The 24535-nt window shown below is 36.6% G+C and carries 18 protein-coding genes; 3 read left to right on the forward strand and 15 right to left on the reverse strand.

The annotated features are described in order from the left end of the window. Positions 1-454: 454 nt before the first annotated feature. From UN64_RS10355 to UN64_RS10390, 8 genes are all read right to left on the reverse strand, one after another. Complete coding sequence (locus tag UN64_RS10355) at positions 455-949, reverse strand: DinB family protein (protein WP_077362369.1); 495 nt, start codon at positions 947-949, stop codon at positions 455-457. Between the two features lie 106 nt (positions 950-1055). After that, positions 1056-1652, reverse strand: coding sequence for a flavin reductase family protein (locus UN64_RS10360; RefSeq protein WP_077362371.1), 597 nt, complete (start codon positions 1650-1652; stop codon positions 1056-1058). Then, positions 1642-2904 (reverse strand): MFS transporter, encoded by a 1263-nt coding sequence (locus UN64_RS10365; protein ID WP_077362373.1) that lies wholly within the window; start codon positions 2902-2904, stop codon positions 1642-1644. Before UN64_RS10365 ends, UN64_RS10360 begins: the two co-directional genes overlap by 11 nt. A 30-nt stretch (positions 2905-2934) precedes the next feature. Continuing rightward, complete coding sequence (locus UN64_RS10370) at positions 2935-4443, reverse strand: sodium:solute symporter family protein (protein ID WP_077362375.1); 1509 nt, start codon at positions 4441-4443, stop codon at positions 2935-2937. Next, positions 4436-4702, reverse strand: a complete 267-nt coding sequence (locus tag UN64_RS10375; protein WP_077362377.1) for a hypothetical protein — start codon at positions 4700-4702, stop codon at positions 4436-4438. The genes UN64_RS10370 and UN64_RS10375 overlap by 8 nt, the downstream gene beginning before the upstream one ends. A 63-nt stretch (positions 4703-4765) precedes the next feature. Continuing rightward, positions 4766-5389 (reverse strand): 3-isopropylmalate dehydratase small subunit, encoded by a 624-nt coding sequence (gene leuD, locus UN64_RS10380; RefSeq protein ID WP_077363718.1) that lies wholly within the window; start codon positions 5387-5389, stop codon positions 4766-4768. Then, positions 5389-6813 (reverse strand): 3-isopropylmalate dehydratase large subunit, encoded by a 1425-nt coding sequence (gene leuC / locus UN64_RS10385; protein ID WP_077362379.1) that lies wholly within the window; start codon positions 6811-6813, stop codon positions 5389-5391. The genes leuD and leuC overlap by 1 nt, the downstream gene beginning before the upstream one ends. Positions 6814-6831: 18 nt before the next feature. After that, on the reverse strand, positions 6832-8031 hold the full coding sequence (locus tag UN64_RS10390; RefSeq protein WP_077362381.1) for a CaiB/BaiF CoA transferase family protein: 1200 nt from the start codon (positions 8029-8031) through the stop codon (positions 6832-6834). A gap of 218 nt (positions 8032-8249) precedes the next feature. On the opposite strand from UN64_RS10390, the gene UN64_RS10395 reads away from it, so the two are divergent. From UN64_RS10395 to UN64_RS10405, 3 genes are all read left to right on the forward strand, one after another. Beyond that, a complete protein-coding gene (locus UN64_RS10395) occupies positions 8250-8924 on the forward strand; it encodes a GntR family transcriptional regulator (RefSeq protein ID WP_077362383.1) in 675 nt (224 codons plus the stop codon). Further along, positions 8917-9798 carry a hydroxymethylglutaryl-CoA lyase gene (locus UN64_RS10400; RefSeq protein WP_077362385.1) on the forward strand — a complete coding sequence of 294 codons (882 nt, stop codon included), beginning with the start codon at positions 8917-8919 and terminating at the stop codon, positions 9796-9798. Before UN64_RS10395 ends, UN64_RS10400 begins: the two co-directional genes overlap by 8 nt. Positions 9799-9911: 113 nt before the next feature. Further along, positions 9912-10091, forward strand: coding sequence for a hypothetical protein (locus UN64_RS10405; RefSeq protein ID WP_077362387.1), 180 nt, complete (start codon positions 9912-9914; stop codon positions 10089-10091). An 80-nt stretch (positions 10092-10171) separates the two neighbouring features. Here UN64_RS10405 and UN64_RS10410 read toward each other — a convergent pair whose 3' ends face one another. The 7 genes from UN64_RS10410 to pglX all read right to left on the reverse strand — a co-directional run bounded on the left by UN64_RS10410 (position 10172) and on the right by pglX (position 24525). Then, a complete protein-coding gene (locus tag UN64_RS10410; RefSeq protein WP_077362389.1) occupies positions 10172-11446 on the reverse strand; it encodes an McrC family protein in 1275 nt (424 codons plus the stop codon). Next, positions 11443-13920, reverse strand: a complete 2478-nt coding sequence (locus tag UN64_RS10415) for an AAA family ATPase (RefSeq protein ID WP_077362391.1) — start codon at positions 13918-13920, stop codon at positions 11443-11445. The genes UN64_RS10410 and UN64_RS10415 overlap by 4 nt, the downstream gene beginning before the upstream one ends. A 150-nt stretch (positions 13921-14070) precedes the next feature. Further along, positions 14071-14571, reverse strand: a complete 501-nt coding sequence (locus UN64_RS10420) for a hypothetical protein (RefSeq protein WP_077362393.1) — start codon at positions 14569-14571, stop codon at positions 14071-14073. A 30-nt stretch (positions 14572-14601) separates the two neighbouring features. Beyond that, complete coding sequence (locus UN64_RS10425; RefSeq protein ID WP_077362395.1) at positions 14602-16200, reverse strand: hypothetical protein; 1599 nt, start codon at positions 16198-16200, stop codon at positions 14602-14604. A 129-nt stretch (positions 16201-16329) separates the two neighbouring features. Next, entirely contained in the window at positions 16330-18375 is a 2046-nt protein-coding gene (brxL, locus tag UN64_RS10430; protein WP_425590114.1) for a protease Lon-related BREX system protein BrxL, read from the reverse strand. Between the two features lie 27 nt (positions 18376-18402). After that, positions 18403-20958, reverse strand: coding sequence for a BREX-1 system phosphatase PglZ type A (gene pglZ, locus UN64_RS10435; protein WP_077362399.1), 2556 nt, complete (start codon positions 20956-20958; stop codon positions 18403-18405). Between the two features lie 75 nt (positions 20959-21033). Next, positions 21034-24525 (reverse strand): BREX-1 system adenine-specific DNA-methyltransferase PglX, encoded by a 3492-nt coding sequence (gene pglX, locus UN64_RS10440; protein WP_077362401.1) that lies wholly within the window; start codon positions 24523-24525, stop codon positions 21034-21036. Positions 24526-24535: the final 10 nt, after the last annotated feature.

The raw sequence follows: 24535 nt of genomic DNA on the forward strand, positions 1-24535 counted from the left end.
ACAAATAAAATGATAATGAGGAAAAATAAGACTAAACCTAATATGGTTAAAAAAAACTTAATCAACCCTTTTTCCTTATATATTGTAAAAATTATAAATACTATTAAAATAAACACCCATTTAGAGACCTTTTCGCTAAGATTAAATAAGTCAGGGAAGACAATAATTGTTAGAAGAAGCAGTATTGCGATCCATAGAGAGTGTAAAAAAATTCGTAGAGGTATCAATAAATCACTACCTTTTATCTTTTAATAAGATGTGTAATACCCTGACTCACCTATCAAACTGAATAAGTCAGTGTATTTTCATCTAATAATAGGTTCTAAAAAGCAAAGGCAAATTGTGGTTTTCTATTAAGTATAAAACAAGCATTGATATACCAACAAAAATAAGCCATCTAATACATATAGAATTAGATGGCTGTATTGCTATATTTTTTTCCGAAGAGCCTTTTTTACTTTTGTACAACCTGGATTTCTGGTTCTATCAGATCCGTCTCTGGCGGGATATAACCGAGTATCCGGCCGATTTTTACAATTTGCCCTTTATGATGGAATTCGTGGGTTGTTGTATGCGTATAAAGCCAAAGGGCAGTAAACTCTGCGCTAGCCCCACTTCTAAACGTTACTAGGGTGGACTCATCCCAGTTGCCTTTGAATTTATTCAGAAACTCATGAACGAGAGCATCCGTTTCCATAAAAATCTCGCGCATCTCCCGCACGATGGGGACGGATTCGGGCTTTATTTCGGCAAGTGGTTTTCCAAGTGCACGATTCCCGAGCCATCCCCTGTAACAATTCACTACATGAACATGAAGGCTGCGAATGGAATCTCCGCCAAAACTATCAAGCTCTTTCACATAATCCTCAGGTGACATCGTTTCACAATATCGAAATAACGTTTCTCTTGATCGTTGAATCCAATCATACTGACTTACGAATACATCCATCTTCCCGCTCTCCTTTATAAAATGGAATAATCATGGTGATTCTCGTGTTGTATAATTTTAACATAAAAAAGCTTAAAGAGTGTTTTTTCCCCTTTAAGCTTGCTTTTTATCTAGGCAATGAAAAGAATTCAGTACTCTCGCTATAATTCCCTGCTAACCTTCCGAGAGGCTGCAGTTTCTCTAGATCCACTTTATAATTACCAAGATAATAGTCATCATTGATATGATAACGAACCATTCTTCCGATCACCAAGTGATCACTGCCGAGCTGAATGACCTGCTCCAGCTGACACTCCATCTGGATCGGTGCTTCTTTAACGCGCTTTGGTTTTACAACCGTGCTGTCCAACGTTGTGAGTCCTGCTGCTTCAAATTCATCCACTTCACTCGGAAGGTTCTCAGATGTCTTCTGCATTTCATTTCCCAATGATGACGGGACCACATTGATGACGAATTCTTTTTGGTTTCGTATGTTTACGAGTGTATCTTTTTCCGTCCCTTCTCTTTCTCCCACTCCAGGTCCAATCGATATACAAAGCATAGGAGGGTTTCGGGAGGCTACGTTAAAAAAGCTAAACGGTGCCAGGTTGACCACTCCTTCTGTTGAAATGGTCGATACCCAGGCGATCGGTCTAGGCACGACTGATCCAATCAATAGTTTGTATACATCCTTTTCTGTCAGTTCTTTCGGATCAAATTGCACGTTCACTCACCCTCGCTTTTCTCTTTTTATTAACGTTTAACAAAACTAGCAGAATCGCAAAAACAATACATAACAACCCTGTGATAAAAAACCACCCTGATGTGTAGCTTCCGTTCAGATCCACCATAAAACCGAAGACAGGCGGTGCTGCGATGACTCCCAGTGACCCGATCGTAATGCTTAACCCACTCGAAATCCCGGCTTGTTCAGGCGGAACGAGTTCACTCGCCAAATTCATCCAGATGCCGTTAAACCCGGAAACCGCAAACCCAAAGACTGCGATGATCGGAACAAGCAATCCAAACGGCGTATGTTCAGGCAACAATGCCAAGGTACTGCTCGACAGTGCAGAAATAATGACGATCACGATGACAATAATCACACGTTCCCCGTTAAACACCCGGTCACTGATCACACCCCAAGCAACTCTTCCAAACGAACCGCATGCTTCAGATATGACGAGCAACAAACCCGACAAAAACAACGAGATTCCCATCTTCTCATAAGCAAAGAGCACGAGATACGTGTTCAGGCACATCTGTGCGCCATTCAGTCCGAGTGCACTTAAACTTACAAGCAAGAGAGGCTTGTTCTGAATCATTTTCCACATGGCTTTATAAAAAACAGACAGCCGCTGATCACTTTTCCCTTGTGGTGCGGTTGGTGAATCGCGGTACTGAAAAAAGGACAGAATCCCGATCAGAATCAAAAGTAATGCTGCACCAATTACGGATGTCCGCCAGCCATAAGATGCTGCGATCGGCAGCAGGATTACGGCCGATAATGCAGATCCGAGCGTGACGCCCATCTGTTTAATGCCCATCGCAGTACCGCGCTGTGTTTGTGTGAACCAATAGATGATTCCTCTGTTCGATACCGGGTGCATGGCTCCGTATCCAACCCCGCCGATGACCACGAATAGGAGCATCGACCAGAAATGTGTAAAAAAGGTCGAGAACATGAACCCGACCCCTAAACACATGGACAGAGCAAGAAGTAGTTTCCGGGATCCGAGCCGGTCCACTAAGAAACCGGCTGGGATGGAAGCCAATGCCTGTCCTAAAAAGAGCCCCGCCGGAAGCATGCCGATTTGAGCTTTAGAGAGCGACAGATCTGCTCCAATCAAAACACCAAGCGGGACAAGTCCCCGTCCTACGAAGGCAACCAATATTTGAACAATCAAGAGCCAGATCAGCATCTGCCAATGCGGCTCTAGACGACTACGCTTGACGCTCAAACTCAAATTTGCCATGTCAACTTCAACTCTTTTTTATCTATTATATTATGCTTCAAGCTCCAGCACTGCAAGTTCATCCTTCTTCAATGATTTTTCAGCAGAGACCGTAACTAGCATCGAACCAATGATACAAACGACAAAGTTTATCGTAAGCCCGATCACGCCGCCATGGATGCCGAATACCGTCTTATGTCCCGTTAACGTCAACAACCCTGCTACTATAGCACCTATAAGCATTCCCCAGAAAACAGGCTTTGCGGCAAGACGTTTCCAGTAAAGACCGAGAACAAACGCCGGGAATACTTGCACTAAGAGTTCAAACTTCAAGACAAAGATTTGATAAAGAGTGCCTGGTGGATTCCAAGCAATCATCAACAGGAAGAAAATCGCGATGATCCCCCCGATTTTCCCTACCATGACTTTCTTGTGTTCAGTAGCTCCAGGATTAACAAACTTCCCATATACATCGTTTGATAACATGGATGAAAAGCTCAGTAACACAGAGTCTGCCGTAGAGATGATCGCCGCAACGATTCCACCGAAGAAGATAATCATCATCCAATAATAAAACCCATTGATCGCAGCGATTTTATTCGCCATCAAACCTACTAGCTGTTCAGATCCAGCTGTATCCAATCCAGGGAAAAGCATGATTCCGATGATCCCGACAACAAACACAAGACCTGTTGTGATCGGCGGCATCCACGCCATGCGCGCAAACGACTTCTTCAACGTCTTCTCACTTTGTGCCGAATAGATACGCTGAACGGCATGCGGATAGATGGAAGCACCTAACCCGACAAGGACGAGCATACTGAACCAGTTCACTGACACTTCCATCTCAGGAACACCTAGTTTTGCAGGTTCATTGTCTGCGATGAACCGTGTCACTTCAGCAAAGTTCCCTCCAACTAAGTACAGAGCACCTGCCAAGAATACGAAGATCCCAATCATTAGGACAATACCTTGCATAACATCCGTGAACGCAACGGCTTTCATACCACCCATCCACTCGTAGGCAAGCATGACTAATACAAAAACAACAACCGCAATCTCATAAGGAATCGTTCCGCCAGTCATACCCGCTACAGCTTGTCCGATTGCGACCAGCTGCTCCAAAAGATAGTTTCCTAGACCCCAAAGCATCAAGAAGATACTGAGCAACGTAACCGCCTTTGATTTAAACCGGAACTCCAGCCAATCAGTAGGAGTTACAAAGTTTCTGCGTTTCGACACCACGTAAAGTCTTGGCGCGAACAACAGATAGATCCCGATGATGATTGTCATAAAGGAGATCGACTGCAGCCATGAGAACCCTGTCCGGTAGCCAGTCGGTGCATAACCTACGATCGTGTTCCCGCTGTACTGTGTCGCGTATAGTGTGAAAAACAACGCGATAAAGCCGAGATTTCTTCCAGCCAAATAATAGCCTGATAAACTATGATGAAGATTCGTATCTCCTTTACCAGAGAAATACCCGATTACGAGCATAACAATTGCAAATACACTTAAGATAATAATGCCATCCATGCCCGCGAAGGTTAAATTATCCATGCTTCACATCCTCCTTTCTCTTGGCGTTTTCCTCTTCCTCCTCAACGATGTTCCATTGCGAGATACAGAGCCAGCTTAGATAAGCTCCCATAATGAGTGTGAAAAAGGTAGAGATAAATGCCCAGAGCGGGAATCCAAAGACAAACGGCTCAACCGCTCCCTTCGGAAAATACCAGGGCACGATCAACACAACGTTAATAAATAACACAATCCAGATCCACTTTTTACGGATCGGTTCTTTCACTGACTTGGTTTTCATATCATATCCTCCTTAAAAGAAAATAAGTTCTATGGAGCTGATAATCTATGATGCAGTATAGCCTTAGATGGAAGCCTTTTCATTTCTATCAATTCGATAATAAATACGATGCTTTTCTTCAAAACTTTTAATCTTATCCTTAAATTCCAGTGTTGATCCGATCTCATCGAGACCCTTTTGAAGCAGCCGCTTTCGGTAAGGCGTAACCTCGAAATACGCTTCAAAACCATGTGAATCTATCACTCTTTGACTCTCTAGATCAACGGATAACTGATATCCTCGTTTTTCATTCGTCCGCTGAAACAGCATATCCACATCAGCTTCTGATAGAACAATGGGCAGGATCCCATTCTTAAAGCAGTTGTTATAAAAGATGTCTGCGAATGATGGGGCGATGATCACCCGAAACCCATAGTCAGATAGAGCCCATGGTGCATGTTCACGGGAAGAGCCGCAACCGAAGTTCTTTCTTGCGAGCAGGACAGACGCTCCTTGGTAACGGTCTTGATTCAGAATAAAATCTTGTCTTTCTTTACCGTTCTCAAATCGCCAGTCAAAGAACAGAAACTGCCCGTAGCCTGTTCGCTCGGTTCGTTTTAGAAACTGCTTTGGAATGATCGCATCCGTATCGACGTTATCCACATCGAGCGGTACAGCGGTTCCGGTAAATGAAGTAAAAGGTTCGATCATGAGCCCACCTCCTCGCGTTCTTTTGTCACCCAGTTTCTCACATCCACAAAATGACCCTTGATCGCTGCAGCAGCTGCCATCTCTGGACTCACTAAGTGTGTGCGTGCTCCTTTTCCTTGCCTGCCTTCAAAGTTTCGGTTCGAAGTAGAAGCACAACGCTCCCCTTCAAGCACGATATCCTCGTTCATCCCAAGGCACATGCTGCAGCCGGATTCACGCCAATCAAAACCTGCTTTTATAAAAACTTGATCCAGACCTTCTTCCTCAGCCTGACGTTTTACCGTTTGAGAACCTGGAACAACGAGTGCATGTAAGGAATCCGTCACTTTGTAACCGCTTACGATTTTTGCCGCTTTACGAAGGTCTTCGATGCGGCTGTTCGTACACGAGCCGATGAACACTTTATCTAGTTTAATTGAGTCAAAAGGCGTTCCTGATTGAAGTCCCATATACTGAAGAGCTTTTTCTGCGGCTTTTCTTTGGCTGATCGGCAAATCTTCTGGTGATGGCACGACATCTGTGATTCCGGCACCTTGACCAGGATTAGTTCCCCACGTCACTTGCGGCACCACTTCACTCGCATCAAATTCAACGATTTGGTCAAAAACTGCATCGTCGTCTGTGTACAGCAACCGCCATTCGGATAAAGCTTCTTCCCACTGCTCTCCTTTAGGCGCGTACTGTTTATCCTTTAAATAGTTAAAAGTAACCTCATCCGGCTGGATCAACCCGGCGCGTCCACCCATCTCGATCGACATGTTGCAGACCGTCATCCTCTCTTCCATCGTTAAGTTTTGGATGACTTCACCTCGGTACTCGATCACGTGCCCTGTCGCAAAATCGTGGCCGTACTTTCCGATGATAGAAAGAATCAAATCTTTAGCAGATGTTCCTTTTGGCAACTCACCCATAATGTTAATCGCGAGTGTCTTTGCCTTATCTTGTTTTAGAGTCTGTGTTGCTAAAACGTGTTCCACTTCACTCGTTCCGATTCCAAAAGCGAGTGCTCCAAACGCGCCATGTGTTGACGTATGGCTGTCTCCGCATACGATCGTCTGACCTGGCTGCGTGATACCAAGTTCTGGTGCGATCACATGAACGATTCCTTGATTTTCGCTCTCGAGATCAAACAGCTGGATTCCAAACTCCCTGCAGTTTTCTTCTAATGTCTTCACCTGTTTCTTCGCTACTTCATCCCGAAACGGCAGTGAACGGTCTGTTGTCGGAATGCTATGGTCCATCGTCGCTACTGTTCGGTCAGGTCTACTCACAACTCTATTGTTCATCCGCAACCCTTCAAATGCCTGTGGTGACGTTACTTCATGAATGAGGTGAAGATCGATATACAGAATGGATGGCTGATCTTCTCCTTGGTAGACCACATGCCTGTCGTAAACTTTATCGTAAAGTGTCTTCCCCACGTTCTTCTCACCTCCGATTTAGATAACGCTCGTTTCTTTTAACCTCTCTACTTCCTCTTCACTGTATCCAAGCCAGTTTCTATACACTTCGTCGTTATGCTTGCCCATCACTTCAGGACCAACGTGATTCACTTTCCCTGGTGTGCGGCTCAGCTTCGGTACGATACCTGGCATCGGAAACTCACCGAGTTCAGGATGCTCCACGTTCACAATCATCTCGCGTTCTTGATAATGAGGATCTTCTAGGATTTCTTTTGCGGTATAGATGAGTCCGGACGGTACACCTTTTTCATCTAAAATCTCTAGTGCATCTTTCGCGTCGAGCGATTTCGTCCAATCCTCGATCAGCATATCGAGCACTTTCATGTTCTCGCCTCTAGCGTGATGTGTGGAGAATCTTGGGTCTTCGGCAAGATACGGTTGCCCCATCGCTTCACATAACCGCCTGAACACACCGTCCGCGTTGGCTCCGATTACGATATAGGTCTTGTCCTTCGTAAAATAGATGTTGGATGGTGCGACACCCGGCAGGATGTTCCCCATACGTTCCCTGATATACCCGGCAAACATATAATCCGGAATGAGACTTTCCATGACCGAGAAGACCGATTCATAGAGAGCCGTATCTACGACCTGCCCTACTCCTGAACGCTCTCTTTCATGCAGTGCGACTAAACAGCCGACCGTTGAAAAGAGTGCTGCGAGCGTATCTCCAATTGAGACTCCGATACGTGATGGCGGACGGTCTGGAAAACCCGTTACATTCCGGAGTCCTCCCATTGCTTCACCAACACTTCCGAATCCAGCGCGATGTTTGTAAGGTCCCGTCTGTCCGTATCCGGAAGTTCGGACCATGATGAGCTTTGGATTGATCTTAGATAATTCTTCATAGGAAAGGTTCCACTTCTCCATCGTTCCCGGACGGAAGTTCTCGATGATCACGTCTGCGTCTTTTACCATCTCTTTTAAGATGTTCTGCCCTTCTTCTACTCTCAAGTTCAGCGTGATGGACTTTTTATTACGCGACTGAATCGGCCACCATAGTCCAACACCGTCTTTTGACTGTCCCCAGTTTCTCATCGGATCTGATTTACCCGGGGGTTCCACCTTGATGACTTCAGCACCAAAGTCCGCTAACAGCCTTCCGGAAAAAGGACCAGCTAAAAGGGTACCCAGCTCAATGACACGAATATCACCTAAAGGAAGTTGATCGGACATGTTATCCCTCCGTTTGTCTTATTTTTAGAAGAATCATAATTTTCTTAATCTTTATACCAAATTAACGCTTTGTATACAAAAGGTCAATGGGTAATTTTAATTTTATTTTAAAAATGTTATTTAAACGTTGATTTAACAGCTATCGATTTATTTATTGTCAGAAAATTATTGCAACTTAAATTTCGTTTGTATACAATACAAATTAAGGAGTGGTTGAAATGGATGCTTATAAATATATAAAAGAAGCCATCATACACGGAAAATATGAGCCTGGGATGAGGCTCGGAGAGGAATCTCTTGCGAAGGAACTTAAGCTGAGCCGGACACCGATACGAGAAGCTATCAAGCAGCTGGAGTCAGAAGGGCTTGTCACTCCTCTTAAACGCGGCGTAAGTGTTCGCCATTTCACACGGGAAGACATTCAGCAAATCTATGACCTTCGTACTCTATTAGAGGGTTACGCAGCGAGCCAGGCTGCCCTGCACCGAACAGATGAAGATATCCAAAAGATGAAAGAAGCAAATTCACGTTATGAAGAAGCGATCGAACGCTATAAGGAAGCAGACTTAAACTCGATTAAAGAGATCGTGAACTTCAACCAGCAGTTTCACGAAGCCATTATTTCAGCCTGTAAGAACCCGCATATCTACTTTCATCTATCAAAAGTAGTCGTGGTGCCGCTCGTCTTCCGTTCGTTCTATTGGTACGACGAGTTTGAGCTGAAACGATCATTAGAAGTTCATAAAACAATCCTTTCGGCGATCCAGAATCAGGACTCCGAACGCGCACGTGTTGCGATGACCGAGCACATCTATCAAGGCAGTGATCAAGTACTTGCCCATCTAGAAGAAATCAAGAAAATCCATGTGTTGAAGGAGGATACTCATGATTGAAATCTGTGAAGTCGGACCACGAGACGGGCTGCAGAACGAACCAAAGCTCGTCTCCACGGAAACGAAAGTTGAACTTATTAACAAGCTCATCGACTCCGGTATACGTATCATCGAAGCCGTATCATTCGTGAACAAAAAAGTCGTTCCACAGATGGCGGATGCCGAAGAAGTGATGCGTCTCGTTCCAAAACGAGATGATGTTCTTTATGCAGGGCTCGTTCTAAGCCGATCAGGTCTTGAACGTGCACTACATACAGACGTCGACTTCCTTCATGTTGTCACAACGACAAGTGACTCTTTCAATCTACGAAACGCTAAACGAACTGTGGATCAGGCGGTTGATGAGCTGACAAAGGTTATTAAGGAAGGTGCAGCTTCAAAAGGAGTTTCCGGGGTACTCGGAACAGCATTTGGCTGCCCGTTTGAAGGGGAAGTTCAATTATCAAAAGTTTTAAATGTTGCGGAGTCGTTTTTAAAAGCAGGGTGTACCGAGATCACACTTGCAGACACGACCGGAATGGCTAATCCACAGCAGGTGCAGAACGTAGTATCAGCTTTTCAGAAACAATTCGGTAAAGAACTGCCACTCGGACTTCACTTCCACAACACACGCGGACTTGGCCTTGCCAATATCCTTGCTGGATACCAGGCTGGTGTCACCCGCTTTGATTCATCGATTGGTGGATTAGGCGGTTGTCCATTCGCTCCTAAAGCAGTAGGAAATGTTTGTACGGAAGATATGGTGAATATGTTTAAAGGGATGAATGTGGAGACGGTAACTAATCTTGAGAGTTTAGTAGAAACATCGAGATGGCTAGAGAGAATTATGGAAAAGCCTCTTGACGGAATGCTGATGAAGGCTGGAATTGCATAAATAATAAAAATGCTTAAGAAATTAAACTTTTCAAGCTTTTTTAAAACAGATTCGCCCCTCAACTGGATAAAAATGTTAAAATTAATAATAACTAAACTAGAGGTGGCTAAATAATGAAAAAACAAGTATGTTGTATTAGATGTGGAATCAGACTTCATCCAACTGATTGGGAAATCTTAAAGTATAATAATCAAATGCCTATTTGTGATGAGTGTGATATTAAATATTCAAATGAAAATAAAAAGATTTTAAATGCTTCTTTACAGTTGAATTACTGTAATAAAGTTAAGTAGATAAATATGAAAATAGATGACCTCAGAATGAAATGGGTCATCTATTTCTATAAAAAGAAGGTTATTTTTTTAGTGTTTTTTTATTTTATAAGGCTTTTTATTAATTCTCTGAGAATTTTCGTATCTCTGCATTTGATAGATTCTAAAATTTTTTCTATACTGATTGGTTTTAAATACATAGCACCTGGATAGTTCGAATAAATATTAAGGTTGATTTTATTTATGTCCATTAAACGATCATCAGCAAAACTTGGATAGACAATTGTTGAGATGTAAACATCCTTGCTCTGGCTATTTTTATTTTGAGCATAAAATGCGAGTTGAAAGACATCACTTGTATCAACTCGTCTTTTACCATAATGTTTATATTTCACATCTAGAATACTTATCTCATTAGTCGTTTTATTTTCTACTAATATATCAGGAATAATGTGTCTATAACTTTGCCCATCCATAGTTATACCATTTGTTATTCTCTTTCCTGGAATAACCTTAAAAACTGGTGGCAAATATTTTGTTAATAATTTCACTACAAACTTTTCAAACAAATCGTTCATATCAATTAGAAAAGAGTAAAAAGAGTTTTGGTTATCGAGGAATGACGTTGCTGAAAGACCTTTCCAAAGATGGTGTCCAATCTTATGTGCTCTTTCATAGTGTGTATTTAATCGATTATAGTTAAATGTCGGCCATACGGTATCCTTATACTCATCACATAACAACTCGATTTGAGAGCGTATCATATTTAGTTTTTGTTTCGTTTTTGTTGACAATCTATATGTCGAAATCTTGGATAGTACAGAAAGTAGAATTTGATTATCAACAATATTTGTTACTAATTCATCATACTCGCAATAAACCTTGTTAGGAAGATTATAGTTTTGTTTTAGATTTTGTCGAAATTCAACCCTACCTCTTAAATTAACAAGGTTCTCTGCTTCTGTTATATACTCTTTTACCAATCCTATTTTTAACACACGCTCGGCTTCTTTAAGGAAAACTCGAACAAGGATCTCTAACAAATCCGTTTTCCCTATAGCTCCATCTGTGTCTTGCCATTGATAAAATGGTAATTCTTCAATAAAGGAAATCATCTCTAATAAAGCAGTAAACCCTTTGTTAAATTTGGGTTGGATCACGATTCTAGCTTTTTCAAGTTCAATAACACCAACCCAACTCTGAGTTTGTAGACGAAGACCATTTTTTAGTTCGTCAAAATAAAACCGTTTTTCCCATGGTCTTTTTTCATGAATGATAGAGCTTTTCACAAGGTACAGTCGTTCTTCTTGTGTAAGTTCATAATTAGGAATGAAAATATCATCAGAATACTCACTTACAACAAATTGCTGTTTCATAATTTGGTTCCTTTGAATTGATTTTCAATAGCTTGGATAAAAGCATCATCGGTTTCATAGAGTAATGCGGTATTGATTTCCATCTTTTCAATATTAATAAACTCTTCCCCAATAATTTCAGCTAACTGACTATAGTCATCGAAGCAATATTCTTGCACGAGTGGAATAATCTCAAAGTTGAATATTTCTTTTATCTCTGAAATTGAGTTAACTTGTTCTCCATTCTTCATAAAATAAGCATGCCCTATCTGTTTGTCTCTTCCTTGAAGAAATAATAATTTTTCATTTATAGATCTTAAAATATCTCCTGGTGTAATACTTAAAAGGTCCACAGGATGATTGATTAAGTCATAATTAGGCATACACTCAATAAAAGCAAATCTGCGCTTTAAAGCAGCATCCATCATTTTAATACTTCTATCAGAGGTATTCATGGTTCCGATTAAAAATAGATTCTTAGGAATGCAGAAGGACTCTTTACTCTGTGGGAGTCTAACTTCCACCTCACGCTTATCCATTTCCAACAAAGTAATTATCTCACCAAAGATCTTTGGTACATTCCCTCTGTTTAATTCATCAATAATAAAGTAATAATTAGAATCTTCATTTTCCTGAGCTTTTTCTGCAAAAAGTCTGAAGATTCCTTTTTCAAGTTTAAAAGCAATGTTACCATTATCTGAATGAACTGGTTTATAACCTTCTAAGAAGTCCTCGTATTGATAAGATGGATGAAACGTACAGATTTCCATGTTATTTTGACTTACATGGTTATCTAAAATAGTAGCATTTTCGATATCACCATATTCAATAAGGGTTTCTTTAACAGCATCCACAAATTGATCATTCACTTCAAATAAGGTACCACGATTCCCCATTTTCCCAGCTTGAGTTGATTTATATTCAGGTAAATCTTTAAATTCTTTATAAGGGATTTCGGTATCGAAAGAACGTACACCTTTTACAAGTATACTTTCATCTTCATACTCCCCTACAATTTCGGCAATACCCACTAATGCGTTACGGGCACTCCCACCTCTATAGCAGAGTATCTTTTCACCTTTTTTAACATTTTTAAAATTTCTTACAACCGTTTTTGTGTTCCATCTTTCTTCCTTACCATCTAGAATTTGTTCCCACCTAAAGTCATCTGTACTCTCTGATGCTACCATCAACCAAGTTTTTAATGGATTTCCTTGATTTTTAAACAATTTCTCCTTTTCGTTTTTCCAATTGATGAACTTACGAGCCATATATGTTTTTCCAGTACCTGGAGGACCATACAAAATAATTTGTCCTTTTCTGTTCAATGCTTGCTCGATCATTTCAAAGAAACGCTCTTCTTCCGACGTATAATGTTTCACAGGAGTTCCTTCTACTTCTTTAGAAGTTGTCCATTCAATAACCTGTTTTTTTCCTACTTTAGCTACTGTTTTGTAGCCCCAATACTCTTGTTTAGGAATCTCTAAAGCTGGATTATATACAGTGTCCCATTTGACGTAAACTACATGTTTAAAGGTAGCGAGATCATCCCTGTATTCATAACCCTTTTCTGTAACAGTTCCAATTCCAAGAATTTTGGACTTTCCTTTATTCGCTATTACTTTATCTCCAGTTTTAAGTTGATAGAATTCCCATAATTCATTTGCCTTTTCAGTGTTTTTTTGAACGGAGTTATGTAATCCTAAATTTTGAAAAGCTGCTTTAAATTCTTTATAATCGTTAAATTCAGTTAGATCTCCTACTGTATCCCAACCTACTGATATATAACCACCGTCAAGACATTCCTCCCATTTAACTCCTTCGTTTCCAGGTGAAACTTTTACATATTGTTCTTCACGCATAAACTCATGGTATAGGAAATGAGAAATTAATATAGGATCAAATTCTTTTAATTCTTCCGTGTTATTAATCACTTGTCTTAACATAATGTTTAATTCAACTGAATCTTTTCCTTTAAATTCTGTTTCACTTACTCCTAGTTCAAGTAAAAACTTTCTAAGGTGATTTGCATTATAAATAGTTACAAGTTTGTCAGGGTGATACATGTATAGTATCTTTCCCTTTAACATATTTGCAGGTGAAAGAAGGTTATCCTCTTCAATCCCTTTGTATGTACCGTTATCAAATGCATTAATAAGTTTTAGCATATCATCTCTCAACGCCAACCAAGCTTGCTCTACATTTTCATATTGAGAAGGATATTGCCATTGATTATCTTTTTTTCGAAAATATATAATATGTTTTGCAGCACTTCCACCTTTTATACTACCAAGTGGTATTGAATTATATTCTAGCCACCAACCAAATGAGTCTTTTTTAGTTCTCCCTAATGCATAATGTTCAACAGTCATATTACTAAGATCGTTTTTAGGGAATTTCATTATGAACTCTTTATGCAATCGTTTAGCTTCTTCAAGAATTTTTTCTACTTCAGAAGTTTTGTATTCTAGTATTTTCTCTTTTAATCTTTGCATCTCTTTGCCTCCATAAAAAGTTATAACCTTATTATATATGAAAACTGTATAAAAATTGGTAAAACGATAGTTTTATATATTATTCAAGATATTCTGTTGAAAGTAAAAAGCATGCTAAACAATTTAGCATGCTCTTATTAACCTTAAATTTTATTTAATAAAATTAAATAGATAAGATTCCATTGGTTTCTTTAATAATTCTAAATCATCAACAATATCAATAGAAGAATTAGTTACATCAATAATTCCAGACTTAATATGTAGTTTGTTTCTCTCATATTTTAAAAGATAGCCCACTGAGGTATCTTCATAAACTCTTAGGTTTTTATAAGGAATAAAATATGTTGGTATTTCTTCATCCTCATAGTATTCCTCTGCCTCTTCATCATTTAAATAAAGATAGGTATTACCATCAATACAATTTAATTCATTGTCCATTACATTTGAAGAGAAATTTACATAAACGTATTTTCCCTCTTTCACAAGATGGTCCATTAATTCTTCTATCTCTAAGTTAGTTTCCATCATTTCAATATTTTTTAAAGTGTTAGTACTAAAAACGTTATGGCTCATAAACTTTTTACCATTGCTTTTAGAAGTTTTAAGCATACCATTAATATTAATTGAATCCATTTCTATTTCTAAATTCATAAAAAGGTCCCCTTTATCATTGTATTAAAATTAATCTAATTTCGGCCAAACGAATTCGTTTTTATAGTACTTACTTTTTAACCTTCCCAGATCGTACTCCCATTCTCCAATACTATAAGAATTCTTTATAGCTCCATTTTTTTGTTTCTTTCTTAACCTAACATTATAAGCAATTATATTAGCTACCCTCTTGAGGCCCAATTTAGGTACTGCAGTTTGCAAGACATTCCATCTTTTTTCTCGATTTAGTCCGGTAATGCGATAACCCAATTTAGCTAATTCACTTGTAGTATTAAGAAAATCATTAGAGTTAGTAGATTCTAAGTTATTGTTTTGTATAATTTCTGTTGTTGGCCATTTGAATAAATCATTATTAATCTTTAATTTAGAGTTCATTATATTTACTTGTTTTTTATTTATTATGGTGGATAATGGATAACCCTCAACATTTGCCCAGCCACCTTTTCTGAGCTTTATGATTTGTAGCACTTGTTCTCTATTAACGTATGCTTTTTGATCATTAGGTTTTATGAAGGCTTTTATAACAAAATAATTTTTTGGAGATGAACTTTTATTTAAATTATGATAAATAGCAAACAGTATTTCCTTCTCTCTAAAACCATTATTTTCATTAGTGTCTTCTAAGAAATGAACTGTATTAAACATAGGAGTATTTTTAGTAGATATTTTAGAATTCACCATCTCTTTATCATGCATTTTTAGCGGTAAATTAATTAATAGTTTCTTTTTTATAAAATTAAATATTATTTCCTTTTCCGACGAATCCAAATCTGTAATCTCATTAAGTAAATTCTCTATTTTAATTTTATAATCTTTTGAAACGTCTTTATTCTGCATCATTTCTAAAACCAATGGATAAAGAACAACTTCAGCTCTGTCTTCATTAAGAAAAACTGTAGTATCTTTACAGCAGTTAATAAACTCTTTTTCATTTTCTAAATATACTCCGTACCATAAAAACTTAGAAAAAATTAAACTATTAATTTTTTCTGAAGAAAAGTAATCAAAATCATTGATTGTATCCAAATAAATATCTAATAATTCATTTCTTTTTCCATATAACAAATAAGATTTCAACAACTCTAAAATAAGGGGTAATGAAAATCTTTCATAAACATTTCCTTCAAAAGAACTATGTTTGTATCTGAAAAATTCTTCCACTTGATTCTTAACCGAAGAATAATAAAGTGAATTTAATAATTTTAAAGCTAAATAATAACATTCATTTGAGTAATCTTTATTTCGTGATTCTAAGGTTTCTCCAATAAATTCTAACACTTGTACAATTGTAATATCATTTTGTTTTAATACAAATTGTGGATCTTCAACCATAGATTGAAGAGTTAACTCATCAGCTTGTAAATCTTCACTACTCTTTTTATCCTTGAGCTCAACATTTAAATTCTGTTTTTCAACTTTTTTAGAAGATAAAGTCTTATTCTTTTCTTTTTCAAATTTCAATTCTTTTTTTAAATGTTCTAATTCAATTTCTCTTTTTACAAGAATTAATTTGCACTCAGTAAGTTCAGTGTGATACCTTTCAATTTCAGCAAATAATTTATCCAAATCCTTTTCAAAATTATTTATTATTACTTCCTTAGATATCATAAAACCTCTCCTGTAATAAATTTGAACTAATGGTAATTATATAATATAAATTACCAAAGTAATACCTTATTACAATAATAAAAACAAAGATCCTTAGACCTTTGTTTTTATTGAGAATAGTTTTTAGAATTAATTCACACCCAATGCCTTAAACACAGCATCAATCGGATCAGAGTAAAATACTGGCTGAACTTTTATTAATAAATCTGACGGAACGGTTTGAAAATCTACTACAGATGATGCTGGAATTAAGACTTTTTTAGCTCCAGCATCTACACAGACTTGTAGGACATTAGCAAACTCCTCAACTTTTGAGATAGTTCCCCCTACTGTCATTGTTCCTAAGACAACCATGCTTTCTTGAACAGGTTTTTCTAATGCTCCAGAACACAATCCGATTAGTTCTGCTATTGCTAAATGACTGGTTAACCCGATTCCCTGAAGATCTGTAAGGTGCATCAAATAATCCTTTGTTTTGATTGAAATGGAACCACTAATACTTTTACTATTTGCTGTAAAAAAACGATAAGCTGTATCTAAACTTTCCTTTACATCTCTATTAGACCCAACTCCAGATTTTTCAAAACGACCTGAACCAGAAACAACTTGATTTTCTAATTTAAACACACCTATCATACCTGATAAGCCATGACCTACTGTATAAACATGCCCAGGTTTACCCATTCCTTCTGGTATAAGCTTTCCGCCGCCCTGTTCTGGAACGGATACATATTCTTCCTGTAATGATTCTTTATTTATATAGGAGAAATTCACATCGTAGAATTCCATTCCGCCAATTTTCTTTAATTGTTCTTTCACTCGTCTGCGACCTTCTAATGCATATTGAAGAATTTCTTCTATATCTTCATTTGTATATTCACCATTAGGATACAATAACTTAGTTAATCCAGAGACTGTCTTACGAACCCCAATTACATCACGTTGATTCAAATTATTACCCAGTTTAAAAAATGGATCTATTGAATCCCCGAATGACCTTTTTCTCATTTCTCTGAAATATTCAGCTAAGTAATCCACGATAAACCCATATCGATCTGTAAATAAATCAGGTCGCATTTTAGGAATTTCCCAACCAGGCAAATAATAGTGCATTCTATCAAAAAACGCAGAATCATTATTCATACCTTCTGGAAATGGAGCAAACAAGTGTGATGTTTTGATAAGGGAATCCACACTTTGATTGATATTTCCGACAAATACCATAGATGCAGAAGCAGTTTTTTCTTCTTTTCCTCTCGCAAAAGATCCAGATGCCATGTAGTCTTTCATAATTTGTACGCCATCTTTATCCTTGAACTTAATACCAGCAACTTCGTCAAATGCGACTGTATCCCACATTCCAACAAGACCGATAGTTCTTGATGACATATTATAAAATAAATTTGCTACAGTTGTTTGACCACCAGAAACCAAAATTGAGTTAGGTGATATTTCCTTATATACATGGCTTTTACCTGTTCCTCTTGGCCCTAATTCACACATATTGTAGTTATTTTCAACAAGTGGAACAAGGCGTAATAATAAATGCCATTTTACACGCTCATCTAATTGAGTAGGCTCCATACCTGTAGAACGAATGAGTATATCTATCCATTCATCTTTCGAAAATTCTTTTCTACCCTCAATTATTTCACTTAATTCCATATTAGGCATTTGTATCGGTTTCAAATTGCTGATACTAAACGGACTCATATTTTTTTGCTCTTCATCATAATAATAGTCCATTTTCAACATACACCAGATACCACCAGCTAATAACTTGTCGAATTCCTTAACGTAATTTGCTGAAATAGGAACATCCTTTAAGCCCAAATTTGAAAACTCAGCTTCGTATGTATCCTTTTTTGGATTCAACCTTACTGTTACTTTGTCAATGATTGAATACTGTCCTATTTCACGTATTTTACTTTTTATCTTTTCAGCTTCATCTGGTCGTACAAAATTCTCAGAAAGTATCTTCTTAACCCTGGCAACACCTTCTCTAATATTTTCTTCATCATCAGTAGCCGCATACATCCCTAACAAATATTCCAAGACATAAACAGGTACATTTGCTCCTTCTTTTATGAGTTTCGTAAGATCTTTTCGAACTACTCTGCCAGCAAACACCGAATTAAGTTTTTTATCTAATTCAAGTGTGTTTACTTCATTCACGTTCTCCAATGGTTTCCCTCCCTACTCTTAGAAATCAAAGTCACTCACAATGCCTAAGTTAATGTTAAATGGTATTCTTTCAAGGGTAACGCCAGTTTCAATATCTTTCATCGTTAAGTAATACGGTTTATTTTTGTCATAAGATATTGTTTTTAAGGCAAAGCGTAGCTTAAATGTCCGTTCTTCAGGCTTATCTGATGTGCGATCTCCAATTATCGTCTCTTCATTTGAGATAACAGCTCCATCATCATCAGCCATATAAATGATAACCGTTCGTGGCACAATTTTTTCCTCGACTTTTTCGGTTTGGAAAAAGGATAGATGGAATAGACTGTTGGTGATTTTTCTTGTTGTATTCGTCAGTTTAATATCCACTTTTATAATTTCTCTACTATTTGCTTGTCCTCGTCGGATATTCTTGTACTTGATTAAAGGAACTACCACTTCTTGTAGACTTGCTCCACCATGCACAAAATTCACACCAGAACCTTGTATTTTATATCGAATCGTTGCTTTAGGTACGTAAACATTCAATTGATGTTCGTTTTTAATAATGGAATCCATATTAATATTAAGAATCCCGTCCATTTCTCGCTTTTCTTTTGAGAGCAGATACCTTCTTTTTATTTCGACGGGTTCAATAGCTTCTTTATTAATTTTATCGCTTTCCAATAATGCTTCACGTTGATACACAAAACCATGATCGGATGTGATAAATACATTTGTACCAGATAAATCATCACGAATGATTTTTATAAGGTTAGAGATTTCTTCAATTGCTTTTTCGACTGCAGCAAACGTGTAAATCTCTGTTGATGCTTTATCACCCATAGCATCAATGGTGTCATGATAAATATAAACCAATTTTTTTCCTTTAAAATGTTCTCTTCTACCAGCTTTGTTCATTGCAAAAACTTCTTGGGCATGGATCGCTATACTATCCGAAACAGTAGACTCTATAATGCTCTTTCTATTATCAAGTCCACTTGATGATTTCCCGTCAATTAGCACTCGGGCATTTTCGTCAAAATCAATAGTCTTGTGTGGTAACAACGATGCCATACCGAGTTTAGTAACAGAAGGTACAACGCTTAGGATTGGTTCAATTTCACAAGCTCCTATTGTTTCAGCATTTAATTTTTCAGTAATTTCGATTCCTACCTCATAACGAAGTGCATCTGAAATAATGACAAATATTCGTTCTCCCTTATTAACTTTAGGTTCAACATTTTGTTTATAAAAATCCTGTTGATTTGTGATTCCTGGAAGCACCCAATTATCTTTCAAATCTGATTCCACAGCTTTAGACCAATGTGAGCTTATATCCCCCATGAACCAATTCGAATAGAGATTCTCCACCATTGCCTTTAATTTTTTTAGGATTTCACTATTAGGTTCATTATCAAATGCAACATAAAACTTGCGATAATATGTATCCATTGAATGATACTCGTTCACGTAATTCTTCCAAATATCTATAGCTGGTAACTTAGGTATACCAGAATCGTACTTTTTGTAGAACTCAAACATTTTTACTGTGTAGAATAGAGCATCGTAAATAAATTGAAACTTTTCATAAAAATGCTTTACCCTTCTCAAGTTTATCAACTTGATATATTCTGCATAGTCCTCATATGATGCTTCAAGACTATTAGCTATATAGATTATGATCGCCTTATCAAAATAAGGGAATGTATCGGCATTTTTAAAGGATTCAATAGGTAATTGATGGACGATGTCAGCCAATTTAATTTCTTGTTCTACGATTTCTGCTAACTCATTATAGATGGTATAATCTGTTTTATGGTGCATCCAATGATCAATGAATACTAATGAATTGGACTTGTTTATTTCGGAAATAAAGTCCTTAATATTTGATAGCAATGAGTCATCCATGGATTGACTAAGTGTTGTTACGGTTAAATGCATATAGAGTGTCTTTAATGACTTTTCATCTCGAACATAACCATAAAGATTAGAAACATACTTCCAGAACACCTTCAAGTCGAAGTATTTTCCCATTAAATCAATGAATTTATTGTCTTCTTCCGACAAGTTTTCCTTTAAAATGGTTTTTAGTATCTCTTCAAAATCAGGTGTCTTTAAATTACACAACACACTCATGATGGCAATTTCAATCGTCTCTTCTGTATGTGCTTGTATCCCATAGGATTTAAATTTTTGCGAGTGTTTCTTGTTAAAAAACTTCTCATATTCTTTTACAACCGCTCTTAAAGTAGAATTAATTCCTAAATCATCCAATAATAATGAAATCTTATCCGCATAAAATGTTTTGGAATAGTACAATGTATCAATAAGCCAGTTTTCTTCTACATTTAAATCATCATTAGTGTAAATGAGGTAATGAGTGGTCGGATCTTCCTCTTCCAGCAAATGCTTTGTATAGAGATTGTTATTCAGAGTTAATTTATGAATCTTTACATCATTAATAGCTATTCGATCGATCTCTTCAAAAAAATCTTGATCCTTGTCCACCCAAAAAATGATCTTTCTTTGCTCACCATCCTTAAGTGGTTCATTAAATGTGGTAGTTAATGTGGCAATTACCTGATCTAAATTCAAATCCACTCACCCCTTTACAATAAACTTCATAAAACAAGGATACACCAGTCATAGCTGGCATATCCTTATGACTGCCTATATTTTCGCTAAAAGTCCTTTGAACTTCTCATAATTAACTGCTACTCCGTCATCTAAATCAATTTCTATCTGCATATCTGCCATGTGATGTAACAATTCATCATACTCTTTCAGTTCATCAACCTTCTTGTCTAATGCTTTTAATTCTTTCTTAGCATTACTTATTTCTTTTGTTGTATAATCGCCTTCTATAATGTTGAGTAAATCCTTTTTTTCAGCATCAAGACGAATTTGATATTCGTGTAAATAATCAGTACGAATACGTGATAAAGTTGTCTTATCATAACGATGCATATAAATTAAACAGTTAAATGCTTTCTCCTTACCAGATGTAAATAACCAATAAATTGGTCGTTTTTTATAAATCTGGACGTGATTTTTAAAGAAATCATTTAAAAAATAACGTCTAAGCGTTTCTTTTGCAGTCTCACCTTTTTTCCGGCCAATTGCTTCTGCTAAAAAATCTAAATTCTCTAAAAGTGTTTCTCCTCCAAAAGTTACACGAACAAAATCTACAAACCTAGAAACAATATCATCCTCAAAATAATTACCCTGTAAAATCGGAAGTATATTATCCTTATCAACAGGAAAAGTATTATATAAGGAAGGATCAAATCTGTTACCAGCAAAAACTAGTCCCTCTTTATCTACAGAATATCGTCCGAAGGAACAGCCAATAGCATATGAAATAAAACTTTTTATATCTTTTTCTAAATCAACATTTCGCAAAGTAATTTCTTCATCTTTTATTACGGATGACAATTCTCCTTGTAGACCATACAATTCAATGAAATAACTATTAATTTCTTCTGCATTGTTTTTCAAACGATTATAAAGGCTTTCTGTTGTTATTTTATGTTTATTATATGCATTTCTAATTAAATTGCTGTCTTTTTCTATATCTGGCAGAAGGGGATGCTTTTTAAATTCATAGGAAGTCTCTAAAAAATCCCAATCTAATTTGGAGATTTCTATATTTTCCTGCACTTGTTTAATTACACGAGATTTATCGCTTAAAACTAATGGTAAAGTTTCAATATCCCGAATTTGATAATTTAAAGTAGGATTAATAAATTTTAATAATTCGTTAGTTACTTTACTTGTTAATAAACCAAGTAGGTATAATTTATCTTCTTGATTTTCAATAAAGATTATTGGTCCAGCATCCCCGAACAAGGTTCCTGATTTATTTTCCCGGAAAGCAATGTTTGAAGATGTTACTCGTGACCACGTAATACCTTCCTTAAAATAATATTTATTATCACGCAATCTATAATTTGGAGATGTCAGTTTTATTTTTTCTCCATTATTTTTTAAATTAATTACATAATCATTATTTCCATAATATATTCTATAATCTCCACCTTTGTTAATAGGAAACCACGTGTGGTTAGACATTTGCGTAGCATTCCTACAGTTAAAATTGATAGATTCTTTATCAACTTCAAACCATAGTCTTAAATGTAATGGATCCTTTCCTGTCATTATTCCTGATTTCACTTCGTAATAATCAGAAATTTTCTTTTCGCTAAAGCTTTCTGCAAATGAATCACTAAGCCAATAAGCAATAGGACTTCCAGGTATTTTGTTAAAATCGCTCTGTTTTACAGAGGAATAAGAATGTTCTTTATTAAAAAACTGTCTCTCTTTTTCAAGTTTTCTTCCATCATAATAATCCACTAATCTTATTCCTGTGGGTTTATATTCTGGAATATGATTATTCTTTAAAATGAATGCAGCTGTTTGAACAACTTTTCCTATTATCCCTTCGAAAGCCTCCATTCCTAGATGAAGAATTGAAGATATAGTTGTATTAGCTAATATATTAATCCTAAGAGATTCAAAAGAACTTAAGAAAAACCAAGAGTGCATTGTTATTAAACTGCAATACCCATTTTTTTTTGTTAGTGAAATGCCTAATTCTATAAATGCTGAATATAAATCAGCTTTCCCCTTTTCGAAATAAGTTTGAACATGTTTTTTTAACTCATCACTCATATTATTAATGCCCATATAAGGAGGATTCGTGCAAACAATATCATAATTATTACTTAAAATTCTAGCTTGCATAATTAAAAATGGAAGTTTACCTTCAATAATCTGCTTGTCAATCATCTCAATAAGATTAGAAGGCTCCTCTCTATATTTATTTAGACGTTCTTCGAGGAGTTCAAAGTTTAACGATTCAACATGCTGTAATGATCCAAACTCTTTTGCATCATAAAATATTTCTCGAATAGAAATAAGAATATCTTGAATTTGATTTTCATTTCCAGAAAAGTTCGAGATCATCTGATTTGATAACCAATTACTCTCCTGAACTGCACATAAATTTAATTTGATCTCCTGTCTGAAAACCCTGCGTGATTTCTCTCTTGCTTTCATCATGACTGCAAAGGAAGCTAATTGAACCGCTCTATCATCTACATCCAAACCAAATATATTTTTTTCTAAAATCAATTTTGGAATTTCACTTTCAATATAACCTTTTTCAAGATACAAATCATAGAAGATATCAAATGCATATACAAGAATGTGTCCACTTCCACAACACGGGTCAAGAAACGTAATTTCCTCAGGATTCACATTTTTATATCTGTTTTTTTCCAGTTTTCTAATTACATCTTCTTCTTGCTCTGCTCCATCTAAATAATATCTCCACTCCGATTTCAATTTACTTTCGGGATAGCTTTCTAACCAAATTTTACCTAATGAGTTTTCAACCATGTATCGAACAATCCAATTAGGTGTAAACAACTGAGTAGCTGCGGGAAGTGTATCTTTGGTAACCTTAATATTTCTTTTTAAATTAGCGAAGACCTGGTCTTTTTCCTCTGCAATATAAAATTGATACAGCCACCCAATAATTTCAACTTTCCTCCAGTCTTCTTCATTAATAATCCTTGTATCAGTTATTTGTCCAACAAAAGAATCAGATGTGAGCATCCCTTCTGGAAAAAGTATTTCTGTGTAATCATCTATTGTTTTAAACATATACGGAAGATATTGATATAAATCATTACAATGTTTAATGATTAGGTATTTGAATAGCTCCTCTGTCTTGTTATTTAATTTCAGATCGTACACATACTCTTTATCGATCTCTAAATCGAGAGAAAGTGCCTCATTTAACATATCTGGATCAGTACTATATGGATTTGAAGAAGATAACACCCTCACACCTGTTGGAAGATAATCATTTACCTCCATGAAACGTAGTGCAGTAAAGCGGTTAAACCATGTATATGCAATTTCCTCCATAACTTGTTTAAATCCAAGTTGATTGATACGAATAATTAATTTATCCCTTTGGATTTTTTCTTCTTTTGAAAGCTGTTTGGTATCTATAAAGATGGCATCCGAGCTTTCGATATCTGCTTTTTTAATTTTTTCTTCTGTAACTCCAATTTTCATTGCTTTTGCTTCTACTTTTTTCAAAAGTTCTTTTCTTGCATTAATCGCAAAAGTTTTTAATCTTGATTTATTCATATAACCACCT

It is taken from the genome of Fictibacillus arsenicus, from assembly GCF_001999465.1.
In the GTDB taxonomy this organism is placed as follows: Bacteria; Bacillota; Bacilli; order Bacillales; family Fictibacillaceae; genus Fictibacillus; species Fictibacillus arsenicus.

What these genes read in the sequence shown, in the direction of transcription:
- pglX (WP_077362401.1), bottom strand. Translation starts at nt 24,525, where the DNA reads ATGAATAAATCAAGATTAAAAACTTTTGCGATTAATGCAAGAAAAGAA.
- UN64_RS10400 (WP_077362385.1), top strand. Translation starts at nt 8,917, where the DNA reads ATGATTGAAATCTGTGAAGTCGGACCACGAGACGGGCTGCAGAACGAA.
- UN64_RS10405 (WP_077362387.1), top strand. Translation starts at nt 9,912, where the DNA reads ATGAAAAAACAAGTATGTTGTATTAGATGTGGAATCAGACTTCATCCA.
- UN64_RS10420 (WP_077362393.1), bottom strand. Translation starts at nt 14,571, where the DNA reads ATGAATTTAGAAATAGAAATGGATTCAATTAATATTAATGGTATGCTT.
- UN64_RS10390 (WP_077362381.1), bottom strand. Translation starts at nt 8,031, where the DNA reads ATGTCCGATCAACTTCCTTTAGGTGATATTCGTGTCATTGAGCTGGGT.
- UN64_RS10425 (WP_077362395.1), bottom strand. Translation starts at nt 16,200, where the DNA reads ATGATATCTAAGGAAGTAATAATAAATAATTTTGAAAAGGATTTGGAT.
- UN64_RS10355 (WP_077362369.1), bottom strand. Translation starts at nt 949, where the DNA reads ATGGATGTATTCGTAAGTCAGTATGATTGGATTCAACGATCAAGAGAA.
- UN64_RS10410 (WP_077362389.1), bottom strand. Translation starts at nt 11,446, where the DNA reads ATGAAACAGCAATTTGTTGTAAGTGAGTATTCTGATGATATTTTCATT.
- UN64_RS10395 (WP_077362383.1), top strand. Translation starts at nt 8,250, where the DNA reads ATGGATGCTTATAAATATATAAAAGAAGCCATCATACACGGAAAATAT.
- UN64_RS10375 (WP_077362377.1), bottom strand. Translation starts at nt 4,702, where the DNA reads ATGAAAACCAAGTCAGTGAAAGAACCGATCCGTAAAAAGTGGATCTGG.
- UN64_RS10370 (WP_077362375.1), bottom strand. Translation starts at nt 4,443, where the DNA reads ATGGATAATTTAACCTTCGCGGGCATGGATGGCATTATTATCTTAAGT.
- UN64_RS10365 (WP_077362373.1), bottom strand. Translation starts at nt 2,904, where the DNA reads ATGGCAAATTTGAGTTTGAGCGTCAAGCGTAGTCGTCTAGAGCCGCAT.
- UN64_RS10415 (WP_077362391.1), bottom strand. Translation starts at nt 13,920, where the DNA reads ATGCAAAGATTAAAAGAGAAAATACTAGAATACAAAACTTCTGAAGTA.